19 protein-coding genes are annotated in these 20,594 nt (G+C 60.0%); 12 read left to right on the plus strand and 7 right to left on the minus strand.

What is annotated here, in order from left to right; all coding sequences use genetic code 11:
- The first annotated feature begins 5 nt into the window (after positions 1–5).
- The 3 genes from HF257_RS05900 to HF257_RS05910 are packed head-to-tail and all read left to right on the plus strand — an operon-like array spanning position 6 to position 3,663.
- Positions 6–1,814 (plus strand): sensor histidine kinase, encoded by a 1,809-nt coding sequence (locus tag HF257_RS05900; protein ID WP_185704634.1) that lies wholly within the window; start codon positions 6–8, stop codon positions 1,812–1,814.
- Complete coding sequence (locus HF257_RS05905) at positions 1,811–3,187, plus strand: sigma-54-dependent transcriptional regulator (protein ID WP_185704633.1); 1,377 nt, start codon at positions 1,811–1,813, stop codon at positions 3,185–3,187. Before HF257_RS05900 ends, HF257_RS05905 begins: the two co-directional genes overlap by 4 nt.
- 20 nt (positions 3,188–3,207) lie before the next feature.
- A complete protein-coding gene (locus tag HF257_RS05910) occupies positions 3,208–3,663 on the plus strand; it encodes a YiiD C-terminal domain-containing protein (protein WP_185705365.1) in 456 nt (151 codons plus the stop codon).
- Between the two features lie 129 nt (positions 3,664–3,792).
- Here HF257_RS05910 and cysQ read toward each other — a convergent pair whose 3' ends face one another.
- Positions 3,793–4,629, minus strand: a complete 837-nt coding sequence (gene cysQ, locus HF257_RS05915; protein ID WP_185704631.1) for a 3'(2'),5'-bisphosphate nucleotidase CysQ — start codon at positions 4,627–4,629, stop codon at positions 3,793–3,795.
- On the minus strand, positions 4,626–5,192 hold the full coding sequence (gene nudE, locus HF257_RS05920) for an ADP compounds hydrolase NudE (protein WP_185704629.1): 567 nt from the start codon (positions 5,190–5,192) through the stop codon (positions 4,626–4,628). The genes cysQ and nudE overlap by 4 nt, the downstream gene beginning before the upstream one ends.
- An 87-nt stretch (positions 5,193–5,279) precedes the next feature.
- Between nudE and yrfG the strand changes: the two genes are divergently transcribed.
- On the plus strand, positions 5,280–5,942 hold the full coding sequence (gene yrfG, locus HF257_RS05925) for a GMP/IMP nucleotidase (RefSeq protein ID WP_185704627.1): 663 nt from the start codon (positions 5,280–5,282) through the stop codon (positions 5,940–5,942).
- Between the two features lie 109 nt (positions 5,943–6,051).
- Here the strand turns inward: yrfG and lysM are convergent, their stop codons facing one another.
- Positions 6,052–6,492, minus strand: coding sequence for a peptidoglycan-binding protein LysM (lysM, locus tag HF257_RS05930; RefSeq protein WP_185704624.1), 441 nt, complete (start codon positions 6,490–6,492; stop codon positions 6,052–6,054).
- 132 nt (positions 6,493–6,624) lie between these two features.
- On the opposite strand from lysM, the gene HF257_RS05935 reads away from it, so the two are divergent.
- The 4 genes from HF257_RS05935 (at position 6,625) to HF257_RS05950 (ending at position 11,615) form a co-directional block, all read left to right on the plus strand.
- Positions 6,625–7,512, plus strand: a complete 888-nt coding sequence (locus HF257_RS05935) for a LysR family transcriptional regulator (RefSeq protein ID WP_185704622.1) — start codon at positions 6,625–6,627, stop codon at positions 7,510–7,512.
- A 97-nt stretch (positions 7,513–7,609) separates the two neighbouring features.
- Positions 7,610–8,449 (plus strand): formate dehydrogenase accessory sulfurtransferase FdhD, encoded by an 840-nt coding sequence (gene fdhD / locus HF257_RS05940; RefSeq protein WP_185704619.1) that lies wholly within the window; start codon positions 7,610–7,612, stop codon positions 8,447–8,449.
- The gene (locus HF257_RS05945; protein WP_185704615.1) at positions 8,446–10,794 is read left to right on the plus strand and encodes an FdhF/YdeP family oxidoreductase; all 2,349 of its coding nucleotides are present in this window, start codon (positions 8,446–8,448) and stop codon (positions 10,792–10,794) included. Before fdhD ends, HF257_RS05945 begins: the two co-directional genes overlap by 4 nt.
- 341 nt (positions 10,795–11,135) lie before the next feature.
- A complete protein-coding gene (locus HF257_RS05950) occupies positions 11,136–11,615 on the plus strand; it encodes a glycine zipper domain-containing protein (protein WP_065899612.1) in 480 nt (159 codons plus the stop codon).
- A gap of 148 nt (positions 11,616–11,763) precedes the next feature.
- On the opposite strand, the gene HF257_RS05955 is transcribed toward HF257_RS05950, so the two are convergent.
- On the minus strand, positions 11,764–12,195 hold the full coding sequence (locus HF257_RS05955) for an acyl-CoA thioesterase (RefSeq protein WP_185704613.1): 432 nt from the start codon (positions 12,193–12,195) through the stop codon (positions 11,764–11,766).
- Between the two features lie 23 nt (positions 12,196–12,218).
- On the minus strand, positions 12,219–14,156 hold the full coding sequence (locus tag HF257_RS05960; protein ID WP_185704610.1) for a RecQ family ATP-dependent DNA helicase: 1,938 nt from the start codon (positions 14,154–14,156) through the stop codon (positions 12,219–12,221).
- A 163-nt stretch (positions 14,157–14,319) separates the two neighbouring features.
- Here HF257_RS05960 and HF257_RS05965 point away from each other — a divergent pair, with 163 nt between their 5' ends.
- From HF257_RS05965 to HF257_RS05975, 3 genes are all read left to right on the plus strand, one after another.
- Positions 14,320–15,369 carry a S8 family peptidase gene (locus tag HF257_RS05965; protein ID WP_185704608.1) on the plus strand — a complete coding sequence of 350 codons (1,050 nt, stop codon included), beginning with the start codon at positions 14,320–14,322 and terminating at the stop codon, positions 15,367–15,369.
- A 136-nt stretch (positions 15,370–15,505) separates the two neighbouring features.
- Complete coding sequence (locus HF257_RS05970) at positions 15,506–15,862, plus strand: DUF1493 family protein (RefSeq protein WP_185704606.1); 357 nt, start codon at positions 15,506–15,508, stop codon at positions 15,860–15,862.
- A gap of 164 nt (positions 15,863–16,026) precedes the next feature.
- Entirely contained in the window at positions 16,027–16,890 is an 864-nt protein-coding gene (locus HF257_RS05975) for a DMT family transporter (RefSeq protein WP_233081256.1), read from the plus strand.
- Between the two features lie 57 nt (positions 16,891–16,947).
- Here the strand turns inward: HF257_RS05975 and HF257_RS05980 are convergent, their stop codons facing one another.
- Positions 16,948–18,489, minus strand: coding sequence for a phosphoenolpyruvate carboxykinase (locus tag HF257_RS05980; protein ID WP_185704604.1), 1,542 nt, complete (start codon positions 18,487–18,489; stop codon positions 16,948–16,950).
- Between the two features lie 179 nt (positions 18,490–18,668).
- Positions 18,669–19,571 (minus strand): Hsp33 family molecular chaperone HslO, encoded by a 903-nt coding sequence (hslO, locus tag HF257_RS05985; RefSeq protein WP_185704602.1) that lies wholly within the window; start codon positions 19,569–19,571, stop codon positions 18,669–18,671.
- Positions 19,572–19,676: 105 nt separating this feature from the next.
- Here hslO and HF257_RS05990 point away from each other — a divergent pair, with 105 nt between their 5' ends.
- Positions 19,677–20,474 (plus strand): phosphatase PAP2 family protein, encoded by a 798-nt coding sequence (locus HF257_RS05990; protein WP_185704600.1) that lies wholly within the window; start codon positions 19,677–19,679, stop codon positions 20,472–20,474.
- The last annotated feature ends 120 nt before the right edge of the window (positions 20,475–20,594 follow it).

A 20,594-nucleotide genomic window follows, 5' to 3' on the forward strand; every position in this document is an offset into this window, starting at 1 on the left:
CTCCCATGACTCCACCCCTTCCGCGAAGACCCCGTTGGCGCAGCCTCGCCTTGCTGGCGCTGTGCCTGGCGCCGCTGCTGTGGCCGCTGGAGCACTTGGCCGAGCGCTATTACCGCAGCGAACTGGCTGGGCAAAACCGCCAGACCCTCGACCTGTACGTCGCCAACCTGTTGGGAACCCTGCACCGCTACGAGGTGTTGCCGCAAATCCTCGGCGATTTGCCGGCGCTACGCACCGCGCTGGACGCACCCGACGTCAGCACTAACCTGGTGAACGCCAACCTGCTGCTTAAGGATGTAGCAGCCCAGGCCGGGGTGGAAGTGATGTACCTGATGGACACCACCGGCAAGACCCTCGCCGCCTCCAATTGGGACAAACAGGACAGTTTCGTCGGACGCAATTTCTCGTTCCGGCCGTATTTCAGTGAAGCCATGGCTGGACGCCTCGGGCGGTTCTTTGGCCTGGGCACCACCTCGGCCAAGCGCGGTTACTTCTTCGCCGCCGCCGTACGCGATGGCAACACCATCATCGGCGTGCTGGTGGTGAAGGTCGACCTGGACCATACCGAAAGCCTGTGGGGCAACACGCCAGAACAACTGCTGGTCACCGACCATAACGGCGTGGTGATCCTCACCTCGCGCCCGCAATGGCGATTCCGAGCCACCCGACCACTGACCGCAGAAGAACGCCAGGCCATTATCGCGATCCAGCCCTACCCGACCCGCGACCCGCAGCCGCTGACCCTGAGCAGCACCGCCTGGCTGCGCCAGTCCACGGCCATCGCCGAGACTGGCTGGAATGTTGAAATCCTCGCGCCGCGTTCGCTCATCACCCGTCCCGTACGTACGGTGGTTGCGGTCGGCGGCGCGACATTGCTGGTGCTGATGTTGCTGCTGGGCCTGATGATGCAACGCCGTCGACACTACCTGGAACGCATCGCCTTCGAAGCCAAGGCCCGCCGTGAACTGGAAGCGCGGGTAATCGAGCGCACCAGCGATCTGGAAGGCCTCAACCGACGCCTGAAACAGGAAGTGTTGGAGCGCGAACATGCCCAGCAGGAGTTGGTGCGCGCCCAGGATGACCTGGTGCAAGCCGGCAAACTCTCGGCGCTCGGCACCATGTCGGCAAGCATCAGCCACGAGCTCAATCAACCGCTGGCGGCGATTCGCAGCTACGCGGAAAACGCCGAGATCTTGTTGGACCACGAGCGTACCAGCGATGCCCGAGGCAATCTCAAGCTGATCAGCGAACTGACCGGGCGCATGGCCTCGATCATCGCCCACCTGCGCGCCTTCGCCCGCCGCGACCGCCATGCGCCGGAGAGCGTGGCCCTGCAACCAGCACTGGACGATGCCCTGGCATTGCTGGCCAAGCGGCGGCGCTCGATGGAAGTGGAACTGATCCGCGATTTACCCGAGGCAACCTTGTGGGTACAGGCCGGCGAAACTCGCTTGCGCCAAGTGCTGGGCAACCTGCTGGCCAACGCCCTCGACGCCCTCACCGAAAAAGGCCCGCCGCGCAAACTCTGGCTGAGTGCCGAAACCACCGAACAGGGCGTCAACCTGTACATTCGCGACAACGGCCCGGGTTTTTGCATGGAGGCGCTGGGGCGCGCCAGCGAGCCGTTCTACACCACCAAGACCCGCACCCAGGGCCTGGGGTTGGGCCTGGCGATCTGTGACACGTTGATGCGCGCCTTTGGCGGCGAACTGCTGTTTGCCAACCACAAGGAAGGCGGCGCGCTGTTAACCTTGAAATTACGTGCCGGCTCGCCGGGCGTCAGTCTGCAACCGTCCGAGGACCGCAGCGTATGAGTATCGATAACGGGATTCAGGTGGTGTTGATCGACGACGATCCACACCTGCGTCAGGCCCTGTGCCAGACCCTGGACCTGGCTGGGCTGAAAGTCCTGACCTTGGGCGAAGCCACCGGCCTGACTGCGCGCCTGTCGCGGGACTGGCCGGGCGTGGTGGTCAGCGACATTCGCATGCCCGGCATGGACGGCCTGGAGTTGCTCGCCGAACTACATGGCCAGGACCCGGAGCTGCCGGTGCTGCTGATCACCGGCCACGGCGACGTGCCACTCGCCGTGCAAGCGATGCGCGCCGGCGCCTATGACTTCCTCGAAAAGCCCTTCGCCAGCGACGCCCTGCTCGACAGCGTGCGCCGCGCCCTGGCCCTGCGTCGTCTGGTGCTGGACAACCGCAGCCTGCGCCTGGCCCTCAGCGATCGCCAACAACTGAGCACGCGGCTGGTGGGGCACTCGCCACAAATGCTGCGCCTGCGCGAGCAGATCGGCGCATTGGCCGCGACCAAGGCAGATGTGCTGATCCTCGGCGAAACCGGCGCCGGCAAAGAGGTGGTCGCGCGCGCACTGCACGACCTGTCGAGTCGGCGCAGCGGCCCCTTTGTGGCGATCAACGCCGGCGCGCTGGCCGAATCGGTAGTGGAAAGTGAACTGTTCGGCCACGAACCCGGCGCGTTTACCGGCGCGCAAAAACGCCGTATCGGCAAGTTCGAATTCGCCAACGGCGGGACGCTGTTCCTGGATGAAATCGAAAGCATGAGCCTGGATGTGCAGGTCAAGCTGCTGCGCTTGCTGCAAGAGCGGGTGGTGGAGCGTTTGGGGGGCAACCAGCTGATCCCGCTGGATATCCGCATCATTGCCGCCACCAAGGAAGACCTGCGCCAATCCGCCGACCAGGGCCGTTTCCGCGCCGACTTGTATTACCGGCTCAACGTTGCGCCGCTGCGTATTCCGCCGCTGCGCGAGCGTGGCGAAGATGCGTTGATGCTGTTCCAGCATTTCGCTGACGAAGCCAGCAGCCGCCACGGCCTGCCGCTGCACGAACTGCAGCCCGGACAACGCGCGTTGTTGCTGCGCCACAGCTGGCCCGGCAATGTAAGGGAATTGCAGAACGCCGCCGAACGCTTTGCCCTCGGCCTGGAACTGGCGCTGGATGCCACGCCGGACAACCCTTCCGCCAGCGTGCTGACCTCCACACCCGGCGGCCTGAGCGAGCAGGTCGAGCAGTTCGAAAAAAGCCTGATCGCTGCCGAACTGACCCGCCCCCACGGCTCCATGCGCAGCCTCGCCGAAGCCCTCGGCGTACCGCGCAAGACCCTGCACGACAAATTGCGCAAGCACGGCCTGAACTTTGCCAACCAAAGTGCCGACGACGAATGAGCCCCTCTAAAGAGTTCACCATGAACCGCGACAGCCGTTACCTCGAATCCGTCCTTCACCATGACATCCCCCTGACCCGGGAGATGGGCCTCAAGGTGCGTGACTGGCAAGATGCAAGGCTGGAACTGCATCTACCCTTGCAAGCCAATATCAATCACAAGAGCACCATGTTTGGCGGCAGTCTCTACTGCGGCGCCGTGCTGGCGGGCTGGGGTTGGCTGCATTTGCAGTTGCGTGAGGAAGGTATTGAAGACGGGCATATCGTGATTCAGGAAGGGCAGATCAGTTACCCGCTGCCGGTCACGCGCGATGCGACCGTTGTATGCCAAGCGCCGGAAGATAAGGTGTGGAAGCGGTTTGTGGCGACGTACAAGCGTTACGGCCGAGCACGGTTGACGCTGGAGACGTGGATTGTGAATGAGGGCAGCGAGGAGCGGGCAGTAGCCTTCACCGGCCAATACGTCCTGCACCGCTAGAAGCCTTCATACAAAACCAAATGTGGGAGCGGGCTTGCTCGCGAATACGGTGTATCAGCAACACATTCAGTGACTGACACTCCGCGTTCGCGAGCAAGCCCGCTCCCACATTTTAAATCTGCTGAGGGCTTAAGACCGTGCCAGGCTGAGCAAGCGCTCTCGCCACGCAGCCTTCGCTGGCAACGCCAAAAAGAACGGGTTCAACAACGATGCCCGCGCCGGATAACTGAACGGCTCACCGCTTAACTCCAGCACCTCGCCCCCTGCCCCTTCCAGCACACCTTGGGCGGCTGCGGTGTCCCACTGCGAGGTCGGCGCCAGGCGCGGGTAACAATCGGCACTGCCCTCGGCCAACAGGCAGAACTTCAACGAACTGCCGATATTCGCCAACTTCAACGCGCCCAACCCTTCGCTGAGCCCCTCCAGCAACCGCTCCTGCTCGGGGCTGGAATGCCGGCGGCTGGCCACCACGGTGAACGACTCACCGGTCGCCGGCGCTTCACGCACCTGGATCTGCTTGGGCGGCTCACTCACATCCGAACGCCAGGCGCCAAGCCCAGCACCACCGAAGTAGCAACGACCACTGGTAGGCATCGACACCACGCCAAACACCACGCGACCCTGTTCGATCAGGGCGATATTGACGGTGAACTCCTCGCTGCCGGCGATAAATTCCTTGGTGCCATCCAGCGGGTCTACCAGCCACCAGCGCTGCCAGCCTGCACGTACGCTCTGATCGATATCCGCGTCTTCCTCGGACAGCACCGGAATGCTGGGGTCGAGTGTGGTGAGGCCTGCAAGGATCAGGTGATGGGCCGCCAGATCGGCAGCTGTCACCGGTGAATCGTCAGCTTTGGAGGTCACTGCCACATCGGCGCGCCAGTAGGGCAGGATCACTTCACCGGCCTGGCGAGCCAACTCGATCACGGGCGCAATAAACGGGTGGCCTAAAAACAGTTCGCTCATGCGTTAAACACTCCACGCTGGGTCAACAGATCGCGTACCAGGTACAACGCAGCCAGGGCACGGCCTTCGCTGAATTGCTCGTTTTGCGCAAGCATCGAAAGCTCACGCAGATTGACCTTGTCTACACGCATTGGCTCGGGTTCATCGCCTTCAAGGCGTTCTTCATAGAGGTCGGTGGCCAACACCACCTGGATTTTCTGGCTCATGTAGCCAGGAGACAGCGAGAGCTCGGTGAGGTGTTCCAACTGGCGCGCGCCATAGCCGGCCTCTTCCTTGAGCTCGCGGTTCGCCGCCGCCAGCACATCCTCGCCGGGCTCGATCAAGCCTTTGGGCAAGGAGAGTTCATATTCATCGGTACCGCCGCAGTACTCTTCCACCAACAGCGCGTGATCGTCATCGATCATCGCCACGATCATCACCGCACCGTAACCGGCACCGCGACCTACCAGGCGTTCGTAGGTCCGTTCAACGCCATTGGAAAAGCGCAATTGCACTTCCTCCACGCGGAACAAACGGCTACTGGCGACTATTTCGCGGGCGAGGACGGTGGGTTTCTGGCGCATAAGCGGCTCCTTGGCGTGATCGGGTTACTATACCGTGGCTTTTCCGATTGTCTGTGTCGGATATCTTTACTTACATGAGAACTGCCCATGCCCTCTTTGCCCTGGCACGCCATCGATACTGTCCTGCTGGACATGGACGGCACTCTGCTCGACCTGCATTACGACAACCATTTCTGGATGGAGCATCTGCCCCAGCGCTACGCCGAGTTGCATGGAGTGAGCCGGGCCATGGCCGAGATGGAACTGCAGCCGCTGTTCGAGCGTAATGCAGGACAATTGCAATGGTATTGCCTGGACTTCTGGAGCGCGGAGTTGAAGCTGCCGGTGCGCGAACTCAAGCTGGAAACCGCCCACCTGATTGCCCTGCGCCCGGATGCAGACACGTTCCTGGCAGCGATCAAACAGGCTGGCAAGCGGGTGATCCTGATCACCAATGCTCATCGTGATTCGCTGTCATTGAAGCTGGAACGCATTGAACTGGCGCCATATTTCGAACGTTTGATCAGCTCCCACGACTACGGATTCGCCAAGGAAAACCCGCAATTCTGGGATGCACTGCAGGCCGATATCGGATTCGACCCAACGCGTAGCCTGTTTATTGATGACACGTTGCCGATTCTGCGCAGTGCCAAAGCGTACGGCGTGAATCATTTGCTGGCGGTCAAAGAGCCTGACAGTAAAAAAGGTGCCAAGGACACAGGTGAGTTCGAGGCAGTCGATGACTACCGCGACCTAATTGCCGGACTCTGAACCCAACGTGGGAGCGGGCTTGCTCGCGAAAGCGGTGTATCAGACACACATTCCGTGACTGACACTCCGCTTTCGCGAGCAAGCCCGCTACCACATGTTGGTCTGCGTTTTACTCAGGAATACGCAATGTCTGCCCTGGGTAGATCTTGTCCGGGTGCGACAACAGCGGCTTGTTCGCCTCGAAAATCTTGTTGTACTGGTTGGCGTTGCCATACACCGCCAGGGAAATCGCGCTCAACGTGTCGCCCTTTTTCACCACGACAAAACGTGCCGCCGCAACCACCGGGCCGGAGACCGTAATCTGGTCCTCCACGCTAGCAACCCCAGCAATATTGCCCGCTGCCAGAATGATTTTTTCTTTCTCTTCCTGGCTGGCCACTTCACCGCTGATCGTCACCTTGTCACCGTCGACGGTGGCGTGCACGTTCGGGTTGCCCAGCCCCACATCTTCAATATGCTTTTTCAAATCATCACTGGCGTTGGCATTACCGGGTGTCAACAGCTTGACCAGCTTCTCGCCAGCTTCCTTAACAAAGCTAAAAATGCTCATAGTGCGCTCTCCTTGGTATTTGAATTCCAGATGCCCAAGACTAGACCAGTCCTACGGATTTGGGTTCCAGGCCGGCCAAAGACCTAAACGCGCTAGAATCCCCCCGCCATTGGAATAAGCCCTGGAGCGAAGATGGACATCAAACAGCTGAAATTCCTCATCGCCCTCGACGAGACCCGTCACTTCGGCCAGGCAGCGGCGCGTTGCCACATTACCCAGCCAACGCTGTCGATGCGCCTGCGCAGCCTCGAAGAAGAGTTGGACTTGCCGCTGGTCAATCGCGGCCAGCGCTTCGAAGGCTTCACCGCGCCAGGCGAGCGCGTCCTGGCCTGGGCGCGCACGGTGCTCGCCGCCTACGACGGCTTGCAGGCCGAGGCTGCGGCCTGCCGGGGCAACCTGGTGGGCACACTGCGCCTGGGCGTGGTGCCGCTGTCGAGCTTTGACCCCTTGGCACTCATGCAAAAGCTGCACAAAGAACACCCAAGCCTGCGCTTCGAACTGTCGGCCCTCAGCTCCGAGCAAATCCTTGAGCAGTTGGCAAGCAATCGCCTGGACTTGGGGGTTTCCTATCTGGAACGCCTGGACAGCGAGCGATTCGACTCACTGGCCTTGGGCGAAACCCGTATGGGCCTGCTCTACGACCAACGGTTCTTCAGTTTCGGTGACAAGCCCTTGAGCTGGGAGGCGCTGATCGAATTGCCCCTGGGCATGCTCACCGGCGGCATGCATTTTCGCCAATCCATCGACCACAATTTCCACAGCCGGGGGCTCAACCCGCAGCCGCTGCTGCAAACCGACGCCGTGCATCAATTGTTACAAGCTGTGCATGGCGGCCTGTGCTGTGCGGTCATGCCGCTGGACGGAGGCCTCGACGCCTTGACCGAACACCTGCGCCTGCAACCTATCGCAGATGCGCACACCCTGGCTCGCTTGGGCCTGATCATGCGCCGCAGCGCACCGCGTTCCGCGCTCGCAGAAGCGTGTTTTGCGCTGTACCAAAAATCGCTGCAGGCGTCTTGATCGACGGTATCTATCGGTAGATCAGTACTGACGATTAGACGCGACCCTTTGTCGCGCCTAGTCTAAACATTGATCAATCCGCCGGTGGTACTGCCCCATGAACGCCAAGCGCCCAGTTTGCGCGGCGCCCGCCCTCGCAACGCCCGCGCCATCCGCCAGCCAGAGCTACCAGTTTTGCAATCTCGAACACACTGAAGTCGCCAGCACAGCGTTGGCGGAAGAAGTGGCGTTGGCGATTGCCTACAACGACATCAGCCAGGCGGTGATGCTGGTGACGCCCACCGACCTGGAAGACTTTATTGTCGGCTTCAGCATCGGTAGCGGCATTATCGCCGACGTTAGCGATATTTATGACCTTAAACTCAGCGGATCGGGCTCAACTCAATACGCCCAGGTGCAGATTTCCAGCCGCTCGTTCTGGAACCTCAAGCAGCAGCGCCGCCAACTGGCGGGTACCAGCGGTTGCGGTCTGTGCGGTGTAGAGGCGGTGGAGCAAGCCCTGCCAGACCTTCAAGTATTGCCCCGCGCGCCCTTGCCGCCCGCTGCATGGCTTGATGGCCTGCGCCAACGCATCAGCGCGTTTCAGCCTTTGGGCCAGTACAGCGGCGCGGTGCACGCCGCCGTGTTTATGAACAATCAAGGCGAATTGCTGCTGGGCCGCGAAGACATCGGGCGGCATAACGCCTTGGATAAGTTGATCGGCGCACTGATCCGCCAAAAGATTCCGACCGAAGGCGGCCTGGCGATTGTCACCAGCCGCTGCAGCCTGGAGCTGATCCAGAAGGTCCTGCGCGCCGGCATCCAGACCCTGGTCAGCCTGTCGTCACCCACCGGCCTGGCCCTGCAATGGGCCCGTCGGCATAACCTCAATCTCATTCACCTGCCGCAGAAAAGTGCGCCGCGGGTCTACAGCCCCGCGATGGAGAACCAGCCGTGAGCAATCATAATCAAGCCGACCAAACCCCAACCCCGCGCTACAAGCCCTACAAAGGCGCGGCCGGCGGCTGGGGTGCATTGATCAGCGTGGCGCAGGCCTGGCTGACCAGTGACAACGCGCTGAAAAACCTGCGCATGATGCTCAAGACCAACCAGAACGGCGGCTTCGACTGCCCGGGCTGCGCCTGGGGCGATTCGCCAGAAAGCGGCATGGTCAAATTCTGCGAAAACGGCGCCAAAGCCGTTAACTGGGAAGCCACCAAGCGTCGCGTAGACGCTGCGTTCTTCGCCAAGCACAGCGTCACCGCGCTGCTGGAACAGAGCGACTATTGGCTGGAATACCAAGGCCGCCTGACCGAGCCAATGCGCTACGACGCAGAAACCGACCGTTACGTACCCGTCAGTTGGGAAGACGCGTTTGACCTGGTGGGCAAGCACCTCAACGCATTGCCAAGCCCGAACATGGCTGAGTTCTACACGTCAGGGCGCGCCAGCAACGAGGCGGCCTACCTGTATCAGCTGTTTGTGCGCGCCTACGGCACCAACAATTTCCCGGACTGCTCGAACATGTGCCACGAGGCCAGCGGCGTGGCCCTGGCGCAAAGCGTGGGCGTCGGCAAAGGCACTGTGACCTTTGATGATTTCGAACATGCCGATGCGATTTTTGTGTGGGGCCAGAACCCTGGCACCAACCATCCACGCATGCTCGAACCCTTGCGCGAAGCGGTAAAACGCGGCGCCCAAGTGGTGTGCATCAACCCGCTGAAAGAGCGCGGCCTGGAGCGCTTCCAGCACCCGCAACACCCGATTGAAATGCTCACCAACGGCGACAAACCAACCAACACCGCCTACTTCCGCCCGGCGCTGGGTGGCGACATGGCTATCTTGCGCGGCATGGCCAAATTCCTGCTGCTGTGGGAGCGCCAGGCCCAGGCCGAAGGCAAGGAAGCGGTGTTCGACCACAACTTCCTCAACGAACACACCGCCAACGTGCTGGATTACCTGGGCAAGATCGACGACACCTCCTGGGATGAAATCGTCGAGCAGTCCGGCCTGACCCTAGTTGAGATCGAGCAAGCGGCGCGCATGTACGCCAAAGGCAAGAACGTGATCATGTGCTGGGCGATGGGCATCACCCAGCATCGCCACTCAGTGCCGACCATTCAGGAAATCGCCAACCTGATGCTGCTGCGCGGCAACATCGGCCGCCCAGGCGCGGGGCTGTGCCCGGTGCGTGGCCACAGTAACGTGCAGGGCGACCGCACCATGGGCATCAACGAACGCCCTCCGGTGGCGTTCCTTGATTCCCTGGAGCGTCGCTTCCAATTCCAGGTGCCGCGCGACAATGGGCACAACGTGGTCGAAGCGATTCACGCCATGCTTGAAGGCCGCTCCAAAGTGTTTATCGGCCTGGGCGGCAACTTCGCCCAAGCCACGCCAGACAGCCCGCGCACTTTCGAAGCCCTGCGCAACTGCGACCTGACCGTTCAGATCAGCACCAAGCTCAACCGCAGCCACCTGATGCACGGTAAAGACGCGCTGATCCTGCCTTGCCTTGGCCGTACCGACATCGACATCCAGGCCGACGGCCCGCAGGCGGTGACGGTCGAAGACTCCTTCAGCATGGTGCATGGTTCCAACGGCCAACTGCAGCCGCTGTCGAAGCTGATGAAGTCCGAGCCCGCCATCCTCGCCGGCATCGCGGCTGCGACGCTGGGCAGCAAACCGGTGGACTGGAATTGGCTGGTGGCCGACTACGGGCGCATCCGCGACCTGATCGCCGATACCATCCCTGGGTTCAAGGACTTCAACGAGAAGATCAAGAATCCTGGCGGCTTCTACCTGGGCAATTCCGCCGGCGCACGTCGCTGGAACACTCCATCGGGCCGCGCCAACTTCCGCCCGAACATCCTGCCCAAAGACCTGATTCACGAACGCACTCATGCCACAGGCCAGGTGCCGGACTTGATCATGCAGTCGATGCGCTCCCACGATCAATACAACACCACCATTTATGGCCTGGACGATCGCTACCGTGGCGTAAAAGGTCAGCGCGATGTGTTGTTCGTCAACGAAGCCGACATTATCCGCCTGGGCTTCAAGCCGGGGCAAAAAGCCGACATCGTGTCGCTGTGGGAAGACGGTCGTGAGCGTCGTGTGAAAGGCTTTACCTTGCTGGCATTTGATATTCCAGCGGGGCAGGCTGCGGCTTACTACCCAGAAGTAAACCCACTGGTGCCGCTGGAAAGCACGGGCGATGGCAGCCATACGCCAACGTCGAAATTCGTGGCGATCCGATTAGAGGCAGCGAGTGACAACGGGCTAATCATGGCCCGCTCGGCCTGATGTAGTGAGCGGGCTTGCCCCGCGCAGGGGGGCGAAGCCGCCCCAATAACGGCGTCGCGGTGTTTCAGGTAGACCGAGGCGTCTGGATTTAGGGCGGCTTCGCCCCCCAGCGCGGGGCAAGCCCGCTCACTACAGATGTTAAATTTCGGACACAAAAAAGGCCGCTTTTGCATAAAAGCGGCCGTTCCGAAGTAGTTAAAGACCCGCCAAATCGACTTAAGTTCCCCAGTAAAAACAGTAACTTATAGAATTGTGTACAACTCGTGTTACTGGTCGGATTTCTATTGCCACAATCTCGATACAACCTCAGGATCGCGCCGTCATCCTCTTGAGGTCTCCCTATGAAGTTCTCCTCGATTCTCTTGTTGTCCCTTGGCCTGGTCAGTGGCGCAGCCATGGCCGGTGGCACCACCGAAGCCGGTGTAGGCGGCGCATTGGGCGGGGTTCTAGGTTCGGTTGTTGGCCAGCAGATTGGCGGTAACACCGGTTCCGCCATCGGTGCAGCGTTGGGCGGCGCGGGCGGTAGCGCGGTCGGCGCGGACAAACGCAGTCGTGGCGAAGCGGCCATTGGCGGTGCCCTGGGCGCAGCCGGCGGCAACGTGGTCGGCCGCAGCATGGGCGGCAACACCGGCAGCCTGATCGGCGCAGCCGCCGGCGGTGGCGCAGGTGGCGCACTGGGCAACTACATGGGCAACAAGAGCGATGACGACGACCGTCGTTCTCGCGGCCGCGACAACCGTCGTTATGACCGTGATGATCATCGTGGCCGTGGACATGCTTATGGGCATCGCAAGAACAAGCACCACTATCGCCATCGATAAGCCCGCGGGCTAACATGCGCCATAGGTCCATGTGGGAGCGGGCTTGCTCGCGAGTGCGGAGTGTCAGTCACTGAATAATTGGCTGATACGCCGCATTCGCGAGCAAGCCCGCTCCCACATTTAGCTCCCTGTATTCGCAAGCTATGTGTCAAACCACCAACCGCTGCAACGCCTCGCGCAGCATCCCCGGAATGGCCACCGGCTGGTTAGACCCTCGGTCCACAAACACATGCACGAACCTTCCTGCCGCACAGGCCTCGTCCTCGCCCGCCTTGAACACCGCCAACTCATATTGCACTGAGCTATTGCCCAACTTGCCCACTCGCAAACCGACTTCAATGCGCTCGGGAAAGGCAATCGACGCAAAGTAATCACACGCCGAACTCACCACAAACCCCACCACTTCGCCGTCATGGATATCCAACCCGCCCTGTTCGATCAGGTAGGTGTTTACCGCTGTGTCGAAGAAGCTGTAGTAGGTCACGTTATTCACATGACCATACACATCATTGTCGTGCCAGCGGGTGATGATCGGCTGGAAGTGAAGGTAGTCGGCACGCTGTGGCACTGAATCAGGCATGGGCACATCTCGTGAAGGTGGGTTTACAAGTCATTCAAATGGGTCTCGGCCCACTCGCGCACTTCGGCGTAGGGATAGACTTCCAGCGCAGCAAAACCCGGAATCCCTCGCGCCTTCAACTTGGTGAACAACGGCACGCTGATGCCGCCGAGAAAACGCGTCAGGCGCTCCGCACCAGGCAACTGACCGGTGTGTTCATGATGCCTGTGGATAAAATCACCGCACAGCCCCATGAAGTTTTTATCCACAAGCAACGGTAACCCGGGCGCTTGCGGCAGTTGCGCAACGTGACCGTGGCAAACCGAGCAATGCCCGCAACGCTGGGGCGCTTTTTCATCACCAAAATACTGCGCCAGACGCTGCCCCAGACAGCGTTCAGTGGCGAATAGATCAAGCATGGCGTGGATCCGCGCCACCTCCCCGACTTCGTGTTGCTTGAAGCCTGTGTATAACTCGGCGCTCAGTACCTGTGGGTCAAAGTCAGTGTTCAGCAAACTGTAGACTTCGGTCATCTGCTTGCTTTCCAACTCGATCAGGCCTTGCTCCTGGAAATAATCCAGCGCCTTCACCACTCGCCCGCGCTCGGCATTGTGCTGTTGGTACAGCGCGTCGAAATCCACGGTTGCCCAGGTTCTGGCCCGTTTGCACACTTGGACAATTGCCGCGACAAACTGCTGCCGCTCGCCGGAAAATCGAGCTAGCAATGCCTCGGGCTCGACCAAGTACTTGAAACGGTATTCGGCATAAAACGCGTAGCGTGGCGCGATCACGCCCCTGAGTTCCAACTGCACCAGCAACGTCTTGAGCGGCAACTCGCGGATGTTGCTGTCGTCCGATAACGAGCGCAGTAAAAACTCCCACTGCCCATCGCCTCGTGCCGCCTGTAATTGCTCCAGCACACGAAGAATACCCTCCTGCTCTGGCGTGTCGCCGTACACGAAGTTTTCCAGCACATTCAGGCTGTCGCGATTGGCCAACACCAGGCAGTCGGACGGCTCTCCATCACGCCCCGCACGGCCGATTTCCTGGCTGTAGTTCTCGATGGACTTGGGCAGGTCAAAATGCACCACGTTGCGGATATCGCTCTTGTCGATGCCCATGCCAAACGCGATGGTGGCGACGATGCAATTGGAGCGCCCACCCATGAAGCGCTGCTGGATACCCTCACGCTTATCAAAGGGTAAACCTGCGTGGTAAGCCTCGGCCTGGATGCCGTTACGGTTCAAATGCTCGGCAATCTGCTCAGCGGTTTTTTGCAGAGTGACGTAGACGATGCTCGGCTGATCCGCACGCTCGCTCATCCATTGCACTAGCCGGCGGCGCTTGTCCGCACCGGACACCGGCTCCACCAGCAGGTTGAGATTGGGCCGGTAGAAGCCCGTGGTCACCACATCGTCGGGCGCAATGGCAAACTTCGCCTGCATATCGGCAATCACCTTGGGCGTCGCTGTAGCCGTCAGCAGCAGTGCTTGTGGGATATTGAACTGGCGCTGGTAGTCCGGCAGTTTTAGATAGTCCGGGCGGAAGTTGTGGCCCCACTCGGAAATGCAGTGCGCCTCATCCACCACCAGCAGCGAGATCCGCACGCTTTGCAAGAAGTTACGAAAGCGCTCGTTCTTTAGGCGCTCCACGGAAACCATCAGGATCTTCAGCTCACCGGAACGTGCACGTGCCATTACGTCGTTGGCCGCATCGCGGCTCTGGGCCGAATCGATACTCCCCGCCGAAATACCGTGACGCTGCAGGAAGTCCAACTGGTCCTGCATCAACGCCAAGAGCGGCGACACCACCAGCGTCAGGTGCGGCAACAACACCGCAGACAGTTGGTAACAAAGGGACTTGCCTGAACCCGTAGGAAAAATGGCTGCCGCCGAACGACCGGCCAATACGGCACTGACGGTTTTTTCCTGGCCCAAACGAAACTGTGGGTAACCAAAGACCTGTTGGAGGGTGTCGTGCATAGGCTGTCACTCCGTTGACCGCTGTATCGAGTCAAAAACATAGATCAGCGACCGAGAAAGGCTGGGGATAAAACGCTACAAACTGATACAGAGAAAACCAGCAGGCCCGCGCAAAAACGCAGACAGTAGCACGCCTGATCAACCGGCTCACAAGGAGTCAGCCATGCACCCACCGCTCTACAACACACTACGACGTGCCAGTCTGTTCGCCCTGCCCCTGGTTCTGCTCGGATGCGCCAACACTCCAGTCTCTGCACCTGAGAAGCTCGACACCCGCGCTTTTGAAACCCCAGAATATTTCGCGCAAAAAGCCTTGCCCATCGTCAAGGCCTCCTCCCTATATGCCCGTGGCGGTACTGGCCAGGGCGTCAGGGTGGCGCTGATAGATTCGGGCTTGAACAGGCAATTGCCCGAGTTCGAGGGGCGCGTTGCCGATCCGGGCTTTGACTTTGTGCGCAAGGTCCCCGGCACCATCGACACCAAGGGCCACGGCACCCAAATGGCCGGCATTCTTGCCGCCAACAAAGATGACCAAGGCATGCACGGCATTGCCTTCCAGGCCCAACTGATCCCCATGCGGTTTGGCGACGATAAAGAACCCTTTTACTTCGACACTGAAATCGCTCAAGCCTGGACCCAGGCTTATGAAAAAGGCGCACGCATATTCAGCAACTCATGGGCCAACCCCATTGAAGCCAATACCAACGAACTACCGATCTATGAACGACTGATGGGCGATTCGCTGGAGGTCGCCAAGAAGCTGGTGGCCAATGGTGCCGTGTTCGTCTTTTCCACCGGAAATGAAATCAAGCGCGAACCCCTCGCCGAGCCCGGCCTTCCCGCACTGGCGCCCGAATTGGAAAAGGGTTGGATCGCCGTCATGGCACTCAAGAGCGATGGCACCGCTATCAACCAGAAGTCCAATTACTGTGGCCTGGCCGCTCATTGGTGTATCGCCGTACCGGGTGGTGATGGAGGGGCCGGTTTATTAACCACCAGCAAGGACGGAGGCTATGGCCCGACTGCGGGCACCTCGCCAGCCGCTGCGCTGGTTAGCGGAGCATTGGCCGCACTGCAAAGTCGCTACCCGCATATGAGCCCACAACAACTTCGCGAGCGCCTGCTCAGCACCGCCAATCGAACGGGTATCTACGCCAACAGCGAAGCCTATGGGCGCGGCTTGATGGACTTGGAGGCGGCTTCACGGCCTTAAATCGACCATTACGTATGTTCACGCACAAAACCCTAGTCAGTGGTTCTACCTAACTGTGTTTGTATTCCTGATAGGCTTGGCACTCTTCATCACTCGAAGCAAATACCGTCCTCACCCACTCCTGCGTGCCCCCACCATGAACCTGGCTCCCGACCTCCCCGATGACCACGAGATGCAGCAACTCCTGCAGTTGCTCCACGAAGAAATCGGCCTGCCTCAACACAAGGCCGTCCGCCTGCAAACCTCGATCAACTTCGACCTGGGCTGCGACGGTGACGAGGCCAAGCAATTCATGGAAGCCGTGGAGCAAGCGTTTGAGCTCGACCTGGGCGACTACGATGCTTACCGTTACTTCAACCCACCGGTATTCGATGTATTCCTCAAACACCGCGCCAAGGGCCGTGGTAAAAAAATCCCGCTGACCATTGGCATGCTGTACCTGGCTATCAAGACCCATGGCTGGGACACGCAGACCCTCGAAAAACTGGGCTAATCCAAAGCACAACGTAGATCGAATGTGGGAGCGGGCTTGCTCGCGAATGCGGTGGATCAGTCGACCTCTTCAGTGACTGAAACTGCGCATTCGCGAGCAAGCCCGCTCCCACACTTGTTTTGCGTTAACCTGACGAGCTGCGCTTACAACACCAAGGACCTTACATGGACGTAACAATGGGCCTGCTGGCCGCCCTGCTCTGGGGCGGTACGGATTTTCTCGTGGGCCTCAACGCCCGCGCCGTCGGCGTAAAGCGCGCCGTGTACTTCGGCCAAGCCCTAGGCTTCCTGATCATGACCCTGCTGTTGGTCATCGTTCCTACCTTCCTGTCCAAATCCCTCGACGCCCCTCTAAGCGTCTGGCTGTTGGGTATTGCCGCCGCCCTGCTCACGGTGTCTGGTGCCCTCGCATTGTCCAAGGCCTTCGCCCTGGGCAAGGCCGCCATCGTCGCGCCGCTGGTGACGTCCTACGGCGTAGTGACCACACTGCTGTCGTGGGCCAGCGGCGAACACATCAGCCTGATCCAACTCGGCTGCATCGCCCTGTGCGTGGTAGGCGTAATACTCTCCAGCATCCACAAGGACAACGGCACGCCCCACAACAACCCACGCCTGTCCATCGCCTACGCCATGCTCGCCGCCTTGCTGTATGGCACCAGTTTCTGGTTGCAAGGCCGCTACACGCTGCCGGCACTTGGGCCGATCACCATGCTGTGGCTGGGCTACCTGGTCGGCCTGTGCGTATTGGTAGTGATGGTATTGAAGGTCAAAGACGGCCTGAAAATCCCGCCACTGAAAAACTGTGCGACGTTGACCGGCGCCAGTTTGATGAACCTGGGTGGGTTCTCGGCGTTTTCATGGGGGGCGATGGCGGGGTCGGTGCCGGTGGTGACGGTGATCAGTACATTGTCGGGCGGGATCGCGGCAATTCTGGGGTATGTGTTTTTCAAGGAGCGGTTATCGGCGGTGCAGGTGCTGGGAGTCGTATTAGTGCTGGTCGGCGCGGTGGTCTTGCACGTCGCTGACTAACCTCTCGCGCACAAAAAAGCCGCCCACAAGAGGCGGCTTTTCCACAACGGCTGAATCTTACAACTTAGGACCGGCAGCCTTGATCGCATCGCTCACTTCGAACTTCTTGAAGTTCTCGATGAACAAGCCAGCCAGTGCCTTCGCCGCTTCATCGTAGGCAGCTTTGTCAGCCCAAGTGTTACGTGGGTTCAACAGGCCAGTCTCAACGCCCGGTACGGCCAACGGCACGTCGAGGTTGATGGTGTCGAGGTGTTCGGTTTCAGCACCGATCAACGCGCCGCTCTGGATCGCTGCGATCACGCCGCGAGTGGTCGGGATGTTGAAGCGGTTGCCGACGCCGTAGCCGCCGCCGGTCCAGCCGGTGTTGACCAGGTAGACCTTGGAACCGAAGCCGCGAATGCGCTTGATCAGCAGCTCAGCGTATTCGCCAGCTGGGCGCGGGAAGAATGGCGCGCCGAAGCAGGTGGAGAAGGTCGACTTGATGCCGCCGCCGGAGCCCATTTCGGTCGAGCCCACCAGAGCGGTGTAGCCGGACAGGAAGTGGTAGGCCGCTTGTTCTTCGCTGAGGATCGACACCGGTGGCAGCACGCCAGTCAGGTCGCAGGTCAGGAAGATCACAGCGTTTGGCTCGCCGCCCAGGTTCTGCTCGGAACGCTTGGCAACGTGTTCCAGCGGGTAGGCGGCACGGCTGTTCTGGGTCAGGCTGACATCGGTGTAGTCAGCGTGCTTGGCGTCGTTGATCACGACGTTTTCCAGCACAGCGCCATGCTTGATGGCTTTCCAGATAACCGGCTCGTTCTTCTCGGAGAGGTCGATGCACTTGGCATAGCAACCGCCTTCGATGTTGAACACCACGCCTTCGCCCCAACCGTGTTCGTCGTCACCGATCAGGTAACGGCTTTCGTCGGCGGACAGGGTGGTTTTACCGGTGCCCGACAGACCGAAGAACAGGGTCACGTCGCCTGCTTCACCAATGTTGGCGGCGCAGTGCATCGGCAGCACGTCGGAAGCCGGCAGCAGGAAGTTCTGCACCGAGAACATGGCTTTCTTCATTTCACCGGCGTAACGCATGCCGGCAATCAGCACTTTCTTCTGGGCGAAGTTGAGGATCACGCAACCGTCGGAATTGGTGCCGTCACGTTCTGGCACGCATTCGAAGTTGGCCACGTTGAGCACTTGCCATTCTTCACGGCCGGCCGGGTTGTACTGGGCCGGGTTGATGAACAGGCAACGACCGAACAGGTTCTGCCAGGCAGTCTGGGTGGTCATTTTCACGGCCAGGTAGTGGTCTTGCGCAGCACCTACGTGAACGTGGGAAACGAAATGCTCTTGCGCGTTATTGAAGGCCTCGACGCGAGCCCACAGGGCATCGAACTTGTCGGCCGGGAACTTGCGGTTGATCGGGCCCCAGGCGATAGCATCCTGGGTAGTCGGCTCTTCAACGATGAAACGGTCGACTGGCGAACGGCCGGTACGGTGACCGGTTTCTACGACCAGCGCGCCAGTATCGGCAAGCACGCCTTCACCGCGCTGCAGGGCTTCTTTGACCAGATCGTCAACACTCAGATCGGTGTATACGGCGTTATTGGCTTGCGTCATGAGGTTCCCCGTCGGCCTATGGCCGAGTGCTCCAAACGTTTTGTAGTAGAAAGTTGCGCACTACTACCGCGAAAAAAGTGGGCCGGATTATGCCAGAAAAGCCCAAAAAGAGTAGGGCCCTCCCGTCAGAACTGCGCTAATCCGGCGTTTGTCAGGTGATTTACCTGTGCTTAAACGTTTTAGTGGCGGGTGTCGGAAGGGGTGTCGATGCCAGCCCCTGCAAACAATTGCACTACATCGGCAGCATCGAACAGGTAGCGCTGGTTGCAGAACTGGCAGTCGATCTCGATGTTGCCACCGTGCTCCACCACCAGGTTCTGCGCGTCTTCCAGGCCCAAGCTGACCAGTGCATTGGCCGAACGCTCGCGCGAGCAGCTGCAGTGGAAGCGCAGGTTCTGTGCGTCAAACAGCCGCACGGCTTCCTCGTGATAGAGACGGTGCAGGATGGTTTCGTTGCTCAGGCCCAGCAATTCTTCGGCCGTGAGGGTGCCGGCCAGGGCAGTGAGGCCGCGCCAGCTTTCCGCACGATCGTCGTCATCCTTGATCCGGTCGGCCGGCAACTGCTGCAGCAACAGGCCGCGAGCGCGGTGGCCATCGGCGTTGAGCCAGAAACGCGTGCCAACCTGCTGGGACATCACGAAATAGTTGGTGAAGCAGTCCGACAGGGTTTCGCCATCGAGGTCGACAATGCCCTGGTAGCGCTGGCCTTCAGTCGGGTCGACGGTGAGCGCCAGGACGCCGTTAGGCATCAGGTCCGACAGGGTGGCATCCGGGGCAATCAGGTCAGCCTCGTAACGGGCCAAACCACGGATGTCACGCTCGCTGGAACACTCGATCATCAGCAACGGGATCGGGCCTTCGGAGCGCGCTTGCAAGATCAGCAAACCGTCAAACTTCATGGTGCCTACCAGCAGCGCAGCCGCCGCCATCAGCTCACCGAGCAGTTGCGCGACCGGCTCCGGATAAGGGTGCTTGGCAAGGACTTCGGCGTAGCTGCGCTCCAGCGACACCAGCTCGCCGCGGGCGTCGGTCTCGTCGAAGATGAAGCGTTGGGTGAAGTCGGTATCCGGTAGATCAGTCATAGGTCTGGGTATCTGAATTGATGACAAATTGATTACAAGGTTTATAGAATTAAACGCTTTAGCACCAATTTGGTGCGGTTTTTTTAAAGCACAGAGGGACAGTTTATGAACAATCCGGGTTTGTTCCAAGCCAAGTGGAACCTCGGGCGATGGGCCGTTTGCAATCTACTCGCAATCGGGTTGTTGTGTTTTTGGCTATGGCCCACGGGCCAGATGCTGTGTGTGGTATTCGACGAGTGGCTGTTTCATCTGCTCAATGACCCGCTGGCGACCAATACAACCTGGCTACACGTGTGGGCCGTCGCCAGTTTGCGACCGTTTGATGCAGTGGTCGGCGTGATCCTGCTGACGCTGCTGATTCGCGCAGATTGGGTATTCAAGGCCGTGCAGGTGCGTCAGGCGGTGTTAGGTTTTGTCGGCATTTTGTTGCTGCTGCTGTTCATCCGCATGCTGTTTTCCAAACTCGCCGCACAAATGGGCTGGCAACACCATAGCCCGTCGATGGTGATCAGCGGCGCAATCCAGATGAGTGACTATTTCCCAGGGCTGGAAAAGACCTGGGAATTGAAGGACCGTTCGAGCCAGAGCTTTCCGGGGGACCATGCCTCGGTGTTGTTGATCTGGGGAATGTTCATGACGGTGTTCGCCAAGCGGATTGGCCAGGTGCTGGTGATCTGGGGCCTGGCGTTGCTGTTCATGATGCCGCGTCTGGTGGCAGGTGCGCATTGGGGGCAGGACGACTACATCGGCGGGGTGTTGCTGGCACTGTTGGCGCTGGGGTGGGGGTACTACACGCCGTTTGCGGCGAAGGTGTCGCAGGGGTTGTTACGGCTGACGGCACCGGTGTTTGGAATACTTAAGCGCGTGCCAATGATCAACCGACTGAGCGTCATACGCGTGTAGTGAGCGGGCTTGCCCGCGCTGGGGGGCGAAGCCGCCCCAACAAGGACGCCTCGTCGTGTCAGGTACACCGAGGTATCAGAATTTAGGGCGGCTTCGCCACCCAGCGCGGGCAAGCCCGCT

The sequence above is a fragment of the Pseudomonas cremoris genome (genome assembly GCF_014230465.1).